Source organism: Latilactobacillus graminis DSM 20719 (assembly GCF_001436415.1).
In the GTDB taxonomy this organism is placed as follows: domain Bacteria; phylum Bacillota; class Bacilli; order Lactobacillales; family Lactobacillaceae; genus Latilactobacillus; species Latilactobacillus graminis.
In genome coordinates, this window is the sequence record NZ_AYZB01000008.1 from 1 (window position 1) to 16779 (window position 16779).

The 16779-nt window shown below is 39.3% G+C and carries 15 protein-coding genes; 14 read left to right on the top strand and 1 reads right to left on the bottom strand.

Going from position 1 to position 16779, the window contains the following annotated elements:
• From FC90_RS09270 to FC90_RS03740, 11 genes are all read left to right on the top strand, one after another.
• Nucleotides 1-285 (top strand): hypothetical protein (locus tag FC90_RS09270; protein ID WP_162258676.1); only part of this gene is annotated, 285 nt, incomplete at its 5' end.
• 26 nt (nucleotides 286-311) lie between these two features.
• Complete coding sequence (locus tag FC90_RS03695; protein ID WP_056945385.1) at nucleotides 312-1337, top strand: hypothetical protein; 1026 nt, start codon at nucleotides 312-314, stop codon at nucleotides 1335-1337.
• Between the two features lie 5 nt (nucleotides 1338-1342).
• Nucleotides 1343-2635: an immunoglobulin-like domain-containing protein gene (locus FC90_RS03700; protein WP_056945384.1), complete on the top strand. Its 1293-nt coding sequence runs from the start codon at nucleotides 1343-1345 to the stop codon at nucleotides 2633-2635.
• A gap of 123 nt (nucleotides 2636-2758) precedes the next feature.
• Nucleotides 2759-3235 (top strand): nucleoside deaminase, encoded by a 477-nt coding sequence (locus FC90_RS03705; RefSeq protein WP_056945383.1) that lies wholly within the window; start codon nucleotides 2759-2761, stop codon nucleotides 3233-3235.
• Between the two features lie 302 nt (nucleotides 3236-3537).
• Nucleotides 3538-6291, top strand: a complete 2754-nt coding sequence (locus FC90_RS03710; protein ID WP_057907964.1) for a type IV secretory system conjugative DNA transfer family protein — start codon at nucleotides 3538-3540, stop codon at nucleotides 6289-6291.
• A gap of 35 nt (nucleotides 6292-6326) precedes the next feature.
• Nucleotides 6327-8339, top strand: a complete 2013-nt coding sequence (locus tag FC90_RS03715) for a pLS20_p028 family conjugation system transmembrane protein (RefSeq protein ID WP_057907965.1) — start codon at nucleotides 6327-6329, stop codon at nucleotides 8337-8339.
• Complete coding sequence (locus tag FC90_RS03720) at nucleotides 8339-8677, top strand: DUF5592 family protein (protein WP_057907966.1); 339 nt, start codon at nucleotides 8339-8341, stop codon at nucleotides 8675-8677. The genes FC90_RS03715 and FC90_RS03720 overlap by 1 nt, the downstream gene beginning before the upstream one ends.
• Before the next feature lie 40 nt (nucleotides 8678-8717).
• Nucleotides 8718-11417, top strand: a complete 2700-nt coding sequence (locus tag FC90_RS03725; RefSeq protein ID WP_057907967.1) for a hypothetical protein — start codon at nucleotides 8718-8720, stop codon at nucleotides 11415-11417.
• On the top strand, nucleotides 11417-11626 hold the full coding sequence (locus tag FC90_RS03730; RefSeq protein ID WP_056945391.1) for a hypothetical protein: 210 nt from the start codon (nucleotides 11417-11419) through the stop codon (nucleotides 11624-11626). Before FC90_RS03725 ends, FC90_RS03730 begins: the two co-directional genes overlap by 1 nt.
• Before the next feature lie 15 nt (nucleotides 11627-11641).
• Nucleotides 11642-12838: a toprim domain-containing protein gene (locus FC90_RS03735; protein WP_057907968.1), complete on the top strand. Its 1197-nt coding sequence runs from the start codon at nucleotides 11642-11644 to the stop codon at nucleotides 12836-12838.
• Nucleotides 12835-13905, top strand: a complete 1071-nt coding sequence (locus FC90_RS03740) for a C40 family peptidase (protein ID WP_057907969.1) — start codon at nucleotides 12835-12837, stop codon at nucleotides 13903-13905. Before FC90_RS03735 ends, FC90_RS03740 begins: the two co-directional genes overlap by 4 nt.
• Nucleotides 13906-14101: 196 nt before the next feature.
• Here the strand turns inward: FC90_RS03740 and FC90_RS09560 are convergent, their stop codons facing one another.
• A complete protein-coding gene (locus tag FC90_RS09560; RefSeq protein WP_268872312.1) occupies nucleotides 14102-14233 on the bottom strand; it encodes a hypothetical protein in 132 nt (43 codons plus the stop codon).
• A gap of 182 nt (nucleotides 14234-14415) precedes the next feature.
• On the opposite strand from FC90_RS09560, the gene FC90_RS03745 reads away from it, so the two are divergent.
• The 3 genes from FC90_RS03745 to FC90_RS03755 all read left to right on the top strand — a co-directional run bounded on the left by FC90_RS03745 (nucleotide 14416) and on the right by FC90_RS03755 (nucleotide 16471).
• On the top strand, nucleotides 14416-15039 hold the full coding sequence (locus FC90_RS03745) for a hypothetical protein (protein ID WP_057907970.1): 624 nt from the start codon (nucleotides 14416-14418) through the stop codon (nucleotides 15037-15039).
• 85 nt (nucleotides 15040-15124) lie between these two features.
• The gene (locus FC90_RS03750) at nucleotides 15125-15541 is read left to right on the top strand and encodes a thioredoxin domain-containing protein (RefSeq protein WP_057907971.1); all 417 of its coding nucleotides are present in this window, start codon (nucleotides 15125-15127) and stop codon (nucleotides 15539-15541) included.
• Between the two features lie 3 nt (nucleotides 15542-15544).
• The gene (locus tag FC90_RS03755; RefSeq protein ID WP_056945397.1) at nucleotides 15545-16471 is read left to right on the top strand and encodes a hypothetical protein; all 927 of its coding nucleotides are present in this window, start codon (nucleotides 15545-15547) and stop codon (nucleotides 16469-16471) included.
• Nucleotides 16472-16779: the final 308 nt, after the last annotated feature.

A 16779-nucleotide genomic window follows, 5' to 3' on the forward strand; every position in this document is an offset into this window, starting at 1 on the left:
GCGCTCTTAGTCGTATTGATGCCTAATTTGGCACATGCAGCAGCAGGCGTTGAAGAAATAGGAACTTCATTAACTAATGCGGAAACGCCTATCTCAGATCTATGTAAAAAAGTAGGGAGTACCTTACTGTTTGTTGTTTTAGCAGTTTGTGGTATTTACAATTTCCTAGGTCAAGAATGGACACGTAAAGCAAAAGGAATGGCTATTTCGGGTGTTATTGGGACAGGCGTTATTTATAACTTGTTCGCACTTCGCGACTTTGTCACCGGCTTATTCGGTGGATAGAACTAACTAAATAGGAGGGAACCTCATTGATAACGGCAGAAATAAATAAGTCGGAGCCAACTTTCACGAATAAGCGGCTTTCTTTGGATAAATTGATCACGATTACGCAGGCGCTGGACGCTAATAACTATGTTGTATTTACGCTTTTTGATGAAAGTGGCAAGGCGTGTTATCAAGGGGTTTACTATCCAAGCGGTTTATCGCTGATTGACGATATTAAGCGCCAAGTGAATGAGAACGTGACTAATGGTGAGTTAAGTGCTACAGAAGCGAATACGTTTTTGGAGCAACTATCATATCCAGGGAAAGTCGTAGGAAAGCGTGTGGTAGATGGGGCAGAACCATCTGCCACAATTAGCGCTGAGCATGGTCGTATAGATCGCCTATTCGCTTTTTCTAAAAATCGGCGTGTTAGGAATTGGTTTTTTGGAGTGGTGATCTGTACCATTGCACTACCGATATTACTTGAAGCATGGGCATTAGTGCCACATAAACCGGACTACAACCAGTTAATGCAAAAAGGAGAATATGTCCAAGCTGTAAAGGAATATCCAATGAAAAAACAAGCCACTGAACAATACCTTTTTAAAAATAAGAAGTTAACTCAACTTGAAACATTTAATAAGCGATACCCAACTGCAAATGGTCAATATGATATAGCTTTTTATCAAAAGCAGTGGTCCAAAATGTTAAAGATTAAGGGTGTATCGATGACCAACGTGCGAAAAGCTGAGCTTGTTGTGGCCTATCTCAAAATGCACAAGCCAGATGATGCGTACCGTTTAAATCTTGAATTGAATAACGTCAAATTAACACAGTCGATTGCATTAGAATTTATTCGAAATGGCGAGATTGACCGAGCGATCGCAATTAATCAGAAACTCAAGAACCACGATCTAACCGATATGATTAACGCTGGTAAATCATATCAGCAGGTAATTGAGAAGTATCAAACTGAGTCAAGAGACAATAACCTTTCAGAAGAACAGCGACAAACCGCCGCCGATAATTTAAAGGTTTGGCAGCGGAATTTGAAATCAATAGGAGAGTAATTATCATGGCAGAAAATAATCAACCAAATAACCAGGAAAAAAAGAAAAAAAAGTTAGCACCAATCTTCACAGTTTGTGGGTTAGTTTTATTGATCGGCAGTGGTGTTTATGCTAGCACCGGTACCGGATCAAACACTGATAAAATCGGCGCTCCAAAGACTGAAAGCCACAAATCAGCATCTAGCAAACAAACTCATAAAAAGAAAAGCGTTATCGATAATGTAATTGAAAGTGTCAGCGAACGTGCGAAGGATTCGGTCGACTCAGTTGCTGATGCTCTCACCGGGAACACCTTAAAAGAAGCACATGCGGCTGTAGCCAAAAATCACGATAAATTAGTTAAGGCTGCTTCGATTATTGCCAAAGAACCCAAGTTGCCTGAGAATCCAATTCAAAATATGTTAGATAATGATTTTAAAAAGACAACTCCTGGCACTGTGAAACCGCCTAAAGGAGATAATGGGAACACAAATAACAATAGCCATAACAACGGCAATAGTAATGATGGTCAGGGGAACGGTTCAGATAATGACAACAATGGTGAAGTGACCCCGCCGGTGACTCCAAATGCAATTCCAACAATTACTGGTAAACTAATGATGATTCATGTGAAAGACAATTTTAACCCAATGCAAGATATGCACGCGTACGATCAAGAGGATGGAGATATTACTAATCAATTGGTAGTTACCTACAATGATGTGAATACCAAGCAGGCTGGTTGGTATCATGTTCGCTATGCAGTTACTGACAGTGCTGGAACAACAACGAAATTTGAGCGAATTGTGCTTGTCTTAAATGCACGTCCGGTGATTACGGGACAAGATATAAGTGTTGAGGCAGGTTCTTCATTTGATGTAATGCAAGGAATCACTGCAACGGATCAAGAAGATGGCGTTGTCACTAGCAGAATTCAAGCTTCGGTTGATCAGATTGATACTAATAAAGTTGGTACAACAGAAATTACTTATACCGTGACCGATGATAACGGGTCAATGGCGACTTTCAAACGTGGTGTGACAGTTTACTCGGAAAATGCAACGTTTGAAGGGTTAGAAGACCAAACTGTATTTGTGGGAAGTAAAGTTGATCTATTAAAAGGGGTGAAAGCTACTAATAAGTATGGCGATGATTTTGTTAACAAGATTAAAACAAGTATTGAAGAGGTAGATACAACAATTCCTGGAGACCAACAAGTAACATATTCTGTTACAGATCGATTCGGTCATACTACAGAAAAGACGATTGTTATTCATATTCTGAAAGATGTAACACCAATGTTGCCAGGTAAAGCCTAGAATAGTAGCCTCTAAAGTACCAAATCGGTTCTTATAGAGGCTTTTTTATTTTAATTAAATATTTACAAATACAAGAATGGTATAATGTATGAGCTTTATTAAATTGAAAGTAGGGATAATTGAATGTCTTACGACTCTTCGTTTATGAAAATTGCGGCAAATCAGGCTGAAAGCAATGTAGGAACTGAAATTGGTGGGCCGTTTGGTTCAGTCGTTGTAAAGGACGGTAAAATTATTGCTGAAGGGCATAATCAGGTATTAAAAAGCTATGATCCAACGGCACATGGGGAGATTGTGACGATACGTCACGCTTGTGCGATACTTGGGACACACGATTTGTCTGGTTGTGAACTGTATACTAATGCTTATCCATGTCCAATGTGCTTAAGTGCAATAATATGGGCCAATATTAAAGTTGTCTATTATGGCAATACGGCAAAAGACGCCGATAAAATTGGTTTCCGCGATGACTATATTTATGATTTTATTCAAAATAGCTGTGAAGATCCAACGGTTTTAACAATGGAACAACACGATCGTGAATTAACCATTAAAAGTTTTGAGAAATTTAATGATTCACTTGATAAAAAGTTATATTAAAGCTGTAAATAATAGAATGAAACGATACTTTTGATAAAGTATCGTTTTTTTAATAGTTTAAAATTTTTTACCGTTTACATTTGACGTGTAGTCAATTCTAAATTAATTCTTGACTAATTATACTAGAAAACATTAAATGCGCTTAAAAGTGGCAATAATGCCTAATAAGTAAAGTACCATTAAATACAATCGAAAAAGTAGAGAATAGAAAACCACTTCTGAAATGGAAGTGGTTTTTTGAATTCAATGATAAATTACTACTGCTTGAATAGTTGGAAAATCAGTAGATCTAGGAGTATTAAATGATAAAACGTATATTCGATTACTTTCAGTCTTCCGAACACGATACATTCAACAAATTTACTAAAGGCGTAACGCATTTTTTTGAAAAGAATTTTCCAGAAGATTCTAAACGAGAAGGCTATGAAGATGCTTATCAAAATCGATTGAGATTCCTTGCAAACGAACGTATTTTAAAAAGAATTATGTTGGGACTATGGTTCATGCTCATTCTACTTGAAAATTATGTGGTAAATTCAGCACTTGCAACATCGATTCAATCTACCGTACAAACGGCTGTTAATGAATTACGAGCTAGTGGTCTTACACCACAAGTTAATAAGCCTGGGTTCTTTAGTTTGTTGTTAAATGTATTTTCACACCCCTTTATTAAGTTTGTGTTATTTGCGCTTACAACGGGGTTTGTATATACCTTGTACGTCAAAATACACGATAACTACCGGCCACTTGAGTACGACTTAACGCAAGGAACCACTACACCAGAAACCAATGAAAAAATGCGTCACGATTATCCTTCAGTTGAAATAAAGGTCAATGCACCAGCACCGGCGTATGTAAAAGGCACTATTGGAATCCCGATACGTCAATATCCGCAAACTGAAGAACAGAAAGCCCGCGGCGTGATTGAGTTTGCTGTTGCCACTGAACCATCTCATGTTGTTGCACTAGCGCATACACGAGCTGGGAAGAGTATTTATCTGATTGATCCAGCAATCTACATTGGAACAGGATCGCCTAATCAAGCGGAACGGCGCAGCATTATCTATCTTGCAACAGCCGGTGACGAGCCAAGACGTTGGCGTGATTTATTGCTGGCACGAGGCTATCGTATTCGGATAATCAACACAGTTGATCCAAGTGAATCTGATCCATACCCTATGTTTAATATCTTAATGAGCTATTATAAGGATTATTATGAATGTCGTCTGAAGGCTAAAGCATTGTTAGCTGAGGGTAAGAAAGATGAAGCCATGCACTACCATGTGCTTAGCGACAAAGCTGGCGATCGTGCGACCGATGAAATCATCAAAGCAAGTGATATTGTGATGCCTAAAGACGACAAAGGGAACGATGATAGTTTCTGGGTTATTCAATCACGGACACTGTTTAGAGCAGTTGCCCTGGCATTGTGTGAACAGAGCCTTAGTGCTGATCCAACTGATCCCATCGTTGAGGCAAGTATCGAACATGATTTTTCACTAGTCAATGGGTATACGATTCAAAACGTAGTTAACAAAATGTTTAGTGAGTCAATTTCGGCAGATTATCACCCATATTTGTTAAATTACGCCAAAGAAAATACAAAATTAATGGATCAATTACTTGCGAAGTACGATGGACAGTCAGCCTTAGACGTCTTTTTTGGAGAAATGGACGATGCGTTGATTGCCAAAGAATATTACCGTGGCATGATGGCTTCAAAAGATGCGAAACAAACGTTGGGTAATATTGTTCAGAATTTCAACGGCGATATGGAGTGGTTTATGCGCTCAAGTATGGCCAAGATGACGGCGGCTAATGATGATTTTAATTTTGATGATTTAGCCTATGATACTGAAAAACCTACAGCACTGTTTATTATGATGTCAGACAGTGAAGCAGATAATAATGGACTGGGATTTTTAGCTTACGAACAGATTTATCAAAGATTAAATTTTAGAGCGTATATGAATGATGATAGTGTATTTCCGCGAGATGTCTGGTCGTTCAATGATGAAGCTGGTAATACTGGTAAAGTATTGAATCTGGCCAATAAATGGACTGCCTCACTAAAGAAACACTTCTTTATCTTTTTCATTTTACAAGATTTGGAACAAATGACTGAGCTTTATGGTGAGTCTGTTAAGGACACAATTTTAGGCAATACCGGTATCTTGTATTACATTCGTTCCGGATCGCTTAAAACAAATAAATATATTTCGGAATCGATTGGTAAGCGTGCTGTTTACAAAAAGCGACGTAGCGTGAGTGGCATTTTAGATTTAGGCATTTCGCGGACTGAAGAAGTTGAACGAATTCCAATCTTAGAACCTTTTGAACTTCGAGAACTTGCTGAAGGTAACTCAGTTGTCTTGAGATTAATGCACACAAAAGACGGCGATGGCAAGGGTATTTACCAAAAGCCAATTATAAATAGACTTGAAGACGGTACAGCCTCAAAGCCTTTCTATGAATGGTGCCAATTAAAAGCAGTGCCGTGGAAGGATATGGGGGTCAATAACAAGTTTTTAATGATTGATCGTATACAAATGCAGTGGGAGCTACGGCCAAATAAACGTGTGATTGTAGGAACTGAAGCACCTGTATTAGAGCCAGAAAAGGAGGTGATAAATATGACTACCAATGAAGAAATTAAGGCGACAGCAAAAACACTGAAGGTAACACCAGTATTAATTGATGGCGACCGAGAATCCAAACCAATGACTGAAGAATCTGTTCGATGGATTGGAGACGATAGCCGGCTTGTTGACGAAAAAGAAGAAATTCTCAAGCATGCTGTGCAAACATTAGGGACAGGATTCTTGAGTGAACCTTACAATTCCGCGGTCAATATGACTACTCAAATTGCGATCAGAAATATCATTGACAATGACGGTGACCTTTTCAAAAATGCCGCTGTTAATAATGAGTACGGCGCGGTTGCGGCCAATGATGTCGTCGATTCAATGTTAACGTTCATTGCAAGCAACTTTTCAAGCAGTGTATTAGACCAGGTATGTAGCTGCTTAATTAATAACCAGGGCGAACAACATTAGTTGTTCGCCCTTTTTGTGAAAGGAGATGGAATTAAATGAAGCAGGCACAAATCATATCAATGCTTCAGCATATTAAAGACTACCTGGATAATGCCAGCATGATTAAAGATGCGATTCGGGGCTTTGAGTTTAGCCTCGTAAAAGGCTGTATGTTTCTCTATGGTCAGTTTGCAGGCGCGCTTAACTATGTGTTCAAAAAAATTTCATTCTACGACACGTTGGACGATAAGTTATGGAGTTCTTTATCAGGAATTCGAGGACTCATTCTACTAATTGCATTGGCTCTTTTCGGAATATTCATTTTTCGTAATCGAGGAGAGGAGAAATCCGACGCACCGGTCAATATGTTTTATATAGTAATTTTAATGATGGCTTTGGCTAATATTACTAGTTCGGCGGTGTCTTTTGTCCATGTAAATGAGGTGGCTAGTGATGTTACTGACCAAAAAAATGCCGCGATGCAACAGTTCAGAGAAACGACTGATGACGTTTATATGTTGGGAAAACAGAATTGGAACATTACTAACTACAAAAAGAAGAAAAACAAATTAGGCGCTAAATATTTACCCAATATTGACTATTTCGATATTAACGAAAAGATTGAAGATCCAAAGAAAGCCAATGAAGATGAACTATTAAAATATCGTATCGTTGATAATTCTGATCCAGGCAAGAAACAATACGAAACTCAAGAAATCGCAGATACTAGCGGTATGCTGAGTTCTCTTAAACGGATTGTCACCGATTCGTATTATCGTTGGCATTGGCACCCTATTCAAAATATTATTTTTTATATTTTAGGGATACTAGCGTTAGCAATCATGAGTATTCGTTCTACAGTCTTAATTATCCGGATTGGCTTTGATTTTGGATTTTTGAAGGTCGCAGGGCTTTCAGTTTTTAGCAGCTTTACCAAATTTAAAGAATTATTCATGCAGTTTTTAACGTCTTTTGCAATTCTGGCCGCCACTTTATGGCAGTATAGAGTTTTTCAAATTTGGAATGATGGTATCGCCAATGCGCCATTAATTCCTAAATTTCTGATGCTATTAGGCGGTATTGAATTCCTACTTGATGGGCCAGTTATGATTCAAAAAGCAATGGGCGTAGATGCTGGTCTGAAAACATCAGCCGGGACGTTGGCTGGTGGTTTATTTGCCGGGAAGGCAGTAGCTGATAAAGCAACTGACTCGGCTGAAGAAATCGCTAAGATGACTTCTGGCGGTATTGGTGTAGCAGCTGGTATTGTTGCTGGTAAGTCAAAAGGCAAGCCTTTAAATGATGCTAAAAAGAAGACTGCGAAAAATGAATCCAAAGATAGGGCTAAAGATCAATCTGGTGATAAGGATAAGCAACAACAAAACAATGGTTTAAAGACTGATCAGAATAAGAAAAATCCTCAGGATAAGCAAAATGACGATAAGTCAAATAACAAAGATTTTGAGAGGAAGAGCGATCAACAACAGAATAAGGGGCTTGAGGATCAACCTGAAGCTGGTAAAAATGACGCACCGGCTGGATTTAAAGATGATCGTGAAGAACAAACGGGCAAGGGGCTTAATGACGATGCTGATTTACAGGGCCTTGATGGCATGGAACCTCCGCTTGAAGGTGGAGAAGAACAATCAGGTACCGAGTTGCCAGATAATTCTGATGAACATCAACAGCAAAACGGCCGTCCATTGAATGACCAGGGCAAAAATGATAGTAAAGAGCCTGAAATCCCAAATGAACCGCAAAACGATCAGAGCGGCGAGCCATTAATCGAACAAAGTAATAAACAAGATCAAGCCGGGAAACCACTAAATGAAGAATCTGCTCATGATGATTTGACACAAAATCAAGATAAGCGAGAGCAACCCGAAAACCCAGTTATCAAACATGCAAAAACGTACTTCACGAACCCACAAACTAGGGTTGGCCGAGTAGTAAGAAGTTATCAAAGAGGGCAAGAGTTTGGTCAAGACATTAGAGAGTACCATCTTCAGAAAGATAATCGTGGACTGAAGCAAAAATCTTACGGCAATAAAAGGGGTGACAAGCTGTAATGTACGATGATAATGGAAATGAAATTCAGTTCATAGTTCCTAATGAAATGACAACTATTGTTAAGCTGGTTGGGAAACTAAGCATGTTAGACGTTGTCGTGATTGTGCTGTTAGTTTCGTTTTGTCTAAACATGATTCCTAAACTTGTTTATGCGCCTTTAAAGATTCCGGCGATGATATTTGTGGGACTAATTGCATGGTTTTGGATCAGCCCAAGTTCGACCAACCCGCAAAAGCGGAACTATCAACGGCTGTTATACGTCTTTATGCGGGATAAACAAAGCTATCACCCAATCCCATACTACACAGCTGAAACCGAGATGTTTGATGATGAATAGTTAAAAAAACATTTTTAATTGTTAGAGAGAAGGTATTGAGTTGATCACTGATAAAAGATTAGAGGCACTGAAAAATAAAAGTAGTGGGGGTACTGAACCCCCGGAGCCGAAAAAGACCGACTTAGGTGTAACCAATGTTGGCCATGTTTGTGAAGAATTGCCGGTATCAAAGGCGGAAGATGAAACAATTAAAATCCATAAGTCGCCTAAAATTAAAAAATTGAAAAAATCTCTTTTCAAAAAATTACCTAAGGCTTCTAAGAAGAACGATTCCAATAGTGTTGGGCGAACAACGTTGGATTGGATTCGTTATAACCGGATTATTGACGAAAACACCTTTTCCATGCGAGATGGCTACGTAACAGACTTTCTGGCATTTAAAACCTATCCTGTTCAAGATTCTACTGAAGATATTAAAAGGATTGCGATACGTGATTTTTGGTCGATGCTACGAGGGCTGAGTTCTTCAGATGATATTAAAATCATTTTTACCAATTATTCGGAAGACGTTTCAATGAATGTGGAATATTTAAAGAAACGTCAGGCATTAGTTAAGTATCGAACGCCATATATCGAACGTGAATTTCAACATGCACTTAGCCAATTTGATGAAATTGGTCATGATCGACAATCGTTTAAACCGTTCCTACAAATTTTTGCAAAAGACCAGGACGATTTAGATCACTTACGTGAGAATATATTGGACTATTCAGGTTCATATTTTGCGTTAAGCCAGGTATCTTTAGCTGATAAAGTTAGATTAATCTTTAAGTTGCACAACCCTGGTACTGTGACAGTTCCAAGTGACCTCTATGTTGGTAGCGACACTGTTGGACGACCGGAAGGCGCTCAAGAAATCGTTGATAAACATGAATATGACCCAATCTTTTTGTCACAAATTCAACCACAAGGTGGCGTGTCCCAGGCAGATAATGAAATTATCCGATATGGTGACGGGTATCTGAAGGTGCTTCATTTGTATAAGTACCGTGTTACAAACGATGCTTTCTGGGGTCAAGATGTGTTTCAAAACTCAAAGTATCTGGTCACTGCTGATGTCAAAACGGTTAATACTGATGGTAAGGGTACTCGTAAGAATTTCAATTCGGCCATTACAGAACATAGTGATGCAATGACAAAGGCGCGCAACTTTCAAGATAAGACTGAAGCAGCCATTAACTACAATAGTGTTAAAGAATCCGCTGAAGCAATTACTAGTGGTGAAGAAACTATGAAACAACTACACACTCGTATTTATGTTTTTGAACCTACCAGGGAAGAAGTAATTTCTGCGGCTGAACGTGTTCGCGAGAAATTTCAAAAGCGATCATTTGACGCAATTTCATTCGTTGATGAAATCGATGATGAAGTAAAAGGGCTATTTGATCCTTTTGCAGTTCAAAATGATAATCGGCCACGAAAAGGGCAAGAAATGCGTGGTCTCTCGCTTGCTGGTAGTTATCCGTTTAACTACTCCCAATTAATTGATCCAACCGGTATGTACACAGGATATGCCTTATATAGCGAAACCGGTATTGTGTGCCTGGATACTTTTCATAAAGATAAAGAGCGTAAATCTTATAACGGCATTATCGTGGGTGGTCAAGGCTATGGGAAAACCACTGCTATTAAGTTTGAAGCTAAAAAGAATACGTTGGTTGGCAATTACAGCTACTTGTTTTTAGATGGACAAGAGGGTGTCCGTTTAGCTGAAGAGCTTGGTGGTGAGTCTGTTAACGCCCGATACTTGCCAGTTAACTGGTTTCAAATTTTTGCGGCCAATGTTGATGAGACGTCTGGAAAAATCCTTGAGCAAGCCTCCTTCGATACGAATCTTAATCGAATTCAGACAACGTTCATGATCGCTAAGAATATTGAACAAGGTGATTATCTTATGGACCTTTTTGAAAAGTATCTCCGGCCATTTTATGAATTTTGGATAGATGCAAATGCATTACCAATGGACACGATTACTCAACAAGATCCACACAAGTACCCTTTGGCAGCTGATTTTTTAGCCTATTTAGAGGAACATCGTGATGACTCACCGGCTGATAGCGTGGCCATGAACCAACTTATTACGAAGCTAGACAACCTGGTAACGAGTCGAGGGGAGATTTTTAATCAATATTCATCTTACTCATTCGAGCGCCAAGTCTATGCATTCAACATGAAGGACTTGAGCAGTTTGGGAGATTCAACCTATAACGCTCAATTTTATACGTTGGTAGCTTTGATCACTAATGAGGTTATGCAACGTGGGGAAATTCAAAAATATCAATTTGATAACAATACTAAGAGTAATGACGAATACCAATTCTCATCGATTGTCATTGACGAATTTCATAAACTAGTCACTAGTAAAAATGTGTTGTTGATCAACCAGCTTGCAGAACTCAGTCGAGAACTTCGAAAAATGTTTGGTGGAATTTGGGTTGCTACGCAACATTTAGCTGATTGTTTCCCAGATAAATCGAGTGATGGCCAGTTGGGTGAAATGTCTAAAGCTGTTATGGCCATGTTCCAAAGTACGACTTATCGCTTTCTATTTAACCAGGATGAATCAGCTCGCCAGCTGATTAAACAAGTCTTCGGGGAAAGTATTAGTGACAAGGACGTTAAGGACATTTCAGAATTAAAAGAAGGTCAATGTGTCTTTAATATTCGAGGCGTTACAACGCTTCAGTTTGCAATGCAGATTAGTGCATCTGATCTATCAATCTTTGGAGGTGGCCGTTAATGGTTCAAGATAAGAAGGAAAAAGGCAGCATTAAAAAAACTCTAAAAGTGATTGGCCGTGAAACAAAGGAACGATCACGTTTATTACTTTTTGGGAAAAAAACAGACTCTAAACAAGCCACACCAATGAATCGGAACAAACTACTGAAATGGCTTGTCTATGTTTTTGCGTTCGGATTGATATTAGAAATAATAATCGGATTTTTTTAAAAGGGGGTAATTTGCATGGCAAAATTTACGTTACGTCAGTTAAAAAAAGCACGTCATACTAATATGTACGAGTTTATGTTAGCGCAAGGAGAGTCCTTTCAGAAGATGGGACAGCGCGAATATGCACACACCGAACATGATTCAATGCGGGCCAATCCAAAGACCGGAGTTGTCACTTGGTATGCTCACAATCAGCTCTCCTCATTTGATAATGCGATCGACTTTGCGGTCGAGTATTTTCAAAAACCCTATGAGGAGACGGTTAATCAGCTTTTAAGTTTTAAAGGTACAGGAATCAGCAAATCTATTCAGCAGAAAAGTGTCCATGAAAAAAAGCCACCATTCTCGCTGAAGGCACTCAGTAAGGGTGGAAATTTTGATACAAATACATTATCTGACAAAGGACGCTCATTCTTAGTGAATGAGCGTTTTTTAGATCCCAAATATGTTGATAACCTGGCTAAAGCTGGTTTAATCAGTTCAGATAATAAAGAAAATGTCTTATTTAAATGGACTGATCCAAATAACGTGGCCAATATTGTTGGTGCGGATGTCCAGGGGACTTACAGACAGCCATTTGAAAAGCGTTTGAACCAGGCTACGGGTAAACTTGGACGCCCATATTACAAAGGGATAGCGGCTAATTCAAGTAGCACAGGCGGCTTTCGTGTTCCCATATTTCAAGACTTAACCAAACCACTACGGCTGTATGTAACCGAATCTCCGATTGAGGCTCTCAGTTTGATTGAGCATAATCTCAAAACCAACGACCCGGAGAAGGCCATATATTTCTCACAGAGCGGTTTAAAATATGATGCTATGAAGGAACAGATTGAATCACTCACGCCCTTTGTAAAGGACAATGAGCAGTTAGAGGTTGTGTTTGCAGTTAACAATGACGAACACGGTCGTGAGTATGTAAAAGATAGTTTAAAAAAAATGAAGGCTGAAGACTTTGAGATGCACCCATTTCTCCAGATGCCAAACATCAACAACGGTGATTGGAATGAAGTTTTGGAACTAGAAAAAACCGGCCAGCTTAAATCGCGATTAACTAAACAAAAAGATCTCAAACAAGCCCAGGCATTACTTCAGAATGAAAAGGTTGTTGTTGAGGATAAAAAATCATTAAATCCGCTAAATCGGTTGATCCCTGGTGCGAATAATTCTGTCAAAAAAGAAACGTCCCAACAGCTTGAGGTTACACGATGAAGAAATGGCTATCCAAAAAAATCGTGTTGATTTTGATGGGGGTCGCGCTAGGTTTTGGCGCTCTCTATTGTACCCTGGTAGTTGTCAACACTGTTCTTATTTCGGCAATTTCTGTGCTAACTGCGAATGAAATGAACAAAGATAATACCGGCTGCTCGACTGTATCTAGTGGGGGGAGTGGTGCAACTTCATTAGTCGATAAAGACTTTAATAGCATGCAATTTCAGGCCTACATGCTTAAAAATGGCGGTGCGCTTGGACCACATGCTCAGGATATTGTTGATGTCTCAAATGAAGCGGGAGTCAGTGTGTATTTAACGGCCGCGATCATGATGGTTGAATCTGGCCGTGGCACCTCAAGTGCTTGCCGAATTGATAATAACCCCTCTGGTATGTCAATCAATGAGGTACCAATCCACTACGGTAGCATGAAAGAGGGCATGGAGGCTTCTAAGAAGACGTTGCACAACCTGGTAGTCGAACGTGGGTTAAACACGCTGGACAAACTAGGCCCCGTCTATTGTCCTCCTAACACGGCTAACTGGATCAAGATGGTTGCGTCATTTATGGCCGAAATGAAAAATACAAAGAACTTCAGTCAAGGTGAAACAATCGGTCAAATTGGCGGTGGCTGTAATCCCAATGATATTTCTGTTTCAGGCGAAAAGATGAGCTATTTTGATAAAGTCTTCCCATTGGCCAAAAAGCAACTTGGTAAGCCGTACGTACTTGGTGCCAACATTAACTCAGACAATCCTAGTTCTTTCGATTGCGGCGCATTCACGTTATGGATCTTACAACAATCTGGTGTTAAGGTTCCATTTAACCGGATTGCCCAGGATCAATTTAATAAAACTAAACGCGTCGATGCCAAAGACGTTAAAGCCGGCGACCTAATCTTTTTTGAACATACCTATGATACCGGACGTGGAGAAGCAATTACGCACGTCGGAATGGTTATTTCTAAAACAGAATTTATTGCCGCTCAGGGCGATAATGTTCAGATTGCAAAAATGGACAATAGCTATTGGAAAGCCCATTTTGGTGGCTTTGGTCGTATTCAATAACCTAAATATGTGAATTTCGAATTACACACATTGTGTAATTTAAATTACACAACTGTACTCTCTAAAAATTCCGTGATATAATTAAGGCATACAAAAAGGAGCCGTGCTTGAACACGACTCCTAAGCAGACCGTTAAAGACGGTTGACTTTATTCAGACAATGATAGCTATCCTACTCAGTCAAAAGTAAGGGACGGCTATTTTTTTATTGTCTTAATGAGGTTCTTCCATGCAACAACTACTAATGAACAGGCATCTAACGCTTTTTTAAGCGCCAATGCAATGACTGTTACACCAGAAATTACGGCTAGAATAATCCCTAACAACAAAATGGCTACTCCTTTCTGTAGATTTTGGATACTTCGCAAAATACTGCATAAGCACCACCACCTGACATCAAGTTTGGCCAACCGTCACTAACTTTCTGCTTCAGTTATTATATCACACAATAAAGCCACGTCTAAGCACCTTTAAGACGTGGTTTTTTACTATTCCATGAAAGAGGTGTCCCATGAATAATCGTTTAATTTCTACCGTCTTAGCTGGTGGTTTGTTCGTTGCTATTGCATTTGGCGTTGTACAACAAGGCCATGCCGATCAGGCTACAAAGGTCAATGTAGCGTTACAAAAACAAATTAAGTCTGAAAAAGCTAAGAATAAAAATCTCGATACACTCAATGATGATCTACATCAAACCGTTGAAAAAAGTGAACGGAATAAGTCAAAAGCGGCACAAAGCAAGGTCTTAAATGAGCGTGCTTTGAACAGCACTCCGGCCATTCAAAAGTTCTTTAAAACCATTTTAACCTATGATAACGACACGTATTTAAGTCGCTTTGATGCTGCCGCAAGTCTGGCTGAAAAACAACCAATTCAAGTGTTTAAAGGCACTGGATTCGATAACAAAAAGCCTACTCAGGGCGTTAATTCGGAGCTAACGGACGTTAAATTTTATTTCAACCAGGAACTCAGCAACAAGGAAATTGTAAGTGGTTTAGCCGACGTTCGTTCAACCAATGTGATTGCTGGTCAAACACATAAGGTCGAAATGCTGTACCAGGTTACTTACAACTTCTTAACTAACAAAATTACAAAGCTAACCCCCAAAACACCAATCAGCACAGAAGAACAATGAAATTTCACTTCACTTCGCCACTAATCGCGAACAACGTTTAGTGGTGTTTTTTTATGCTTTTAACTAATCGTAGGAGGTTCATATTTTGAAAAGAATACTGATAAAGATTGTGCTGAAAGCTGTCATTTTGATCGCTTGCTTGATTCCAGTTAGCCTAACAGGTTATGCGGTATTTAACCACTTCGCGCAAAAATCGGAGGCACAACAGACCTACGTTGCGTTAAATGACCAGCAAAACAAGCACAAGATTATTTTCTTTTACCGTGACACTTGTAGCACATGCCGAACAATTTACAAGCTAGTCTACATGCAAAAACTAGTCGCTCGTAATGTTGTAATGGTGAATTTAGACATGCCAGAGAATCGAACTTACATCAATCAATACAATCTTGTGAGCGTCCCAACGCTGGTGGTTGGTAAACACCAATACAGTGGAACTGACGTAAAAAAAATTAAGGAGTTGTTTAAATCAGCTCCTAAATTATTGAACCAGGAGGGCTAATCTTTGAATAAAATCTATCGAAAACTAGTAGCTTGGTTTACACATTATCGTTCACGTATTGGCAGTTATCTGTACATCGGTATGGCTGTTTTGTCGGTCGTTGGTACGGCATTTTTCTTGTCGTCACGTTCAATTTTTGTCGATGACAGCCCAATATTTGATAGCAAAATTGGGCTTGCTTCAGAACAAACCATCGGCAACGCGAAGGTAAAAATTGTGCAACGCAACATCAATTCCAAGGCAGGTTATGGCGAAATTTTGTTTGAAATTAATGAGTCAACCAGCAATAACATTGGCCAAAAATATCAAGCAATCATTGGTCAAGTTGAAAAAGACGGCAAGCACGAAACGGTATTGCCCTCCACTTTGAAGAAAGTTAGCGAGCACTACTACGTGCTTCAATTCAAAAATTTTAAACCAAAGTGGCATCGATTCTTGATTGATTTTGGACAGTTAGACAAGACACAGCTGATTGCTGGAAAAGACTATCAGCGCATGTTAAAGGGCGATAATGATCAGGCAACAAGCACTGCTAATACGAAAAAAATAGCACAGAAACCGTTCAATATCGACTACCGAAAGACAAAAACTAGCACAATTAGTAAGCCTCGTAAGAAAACTGTATATCTTGCTGAGGGATTGACTTTAGATCTCAATACAAACGAAAAAAAGATCAACACCGTTAAACAAGATATAAAAAAAGGTAACAAGCAACTGAAGGCTATGTACGACAAAATTAAAGCTATCAAAGCTGACGAAGCCTACCAAACTGATGCTGACATAAAAGATTCTGAGTCACAAATTACGACAATTAAGGCCAGCATTAAAAGCACTAAAGAGACTCTTTCTAAAGCGAAAACAGCATTGTCAGAGTTATACGATCAGCAGAATAATCTACGCGCAAAACTCCGCCGATTGAACCACAACTAGGCTAAAAATAGTGGGGTTAATTGGGGTGAACGTTGGGGGTCGGTTGGGGCGAACTTGGGGGTTAATTGGGTAGAATTTGGGGGTTAATTGGGGCGAATCTCAGGCACTTGTGGAACTTGGGTGAACCCAGCTCTGCTGGGGTGGCGGAACGAAGTGGAGCCAAAACCCCTTATGCTCATTCATTACTCAGCAGCGATTACGCAATGCATACAATTTCTTTAACTTTTTAGGAGGGAAAATAACATGGTTAGAATTCATGTTCGAGAAGTTCCAGACTCAGTATCTACAAAATTATCAGAGCAAGCAAC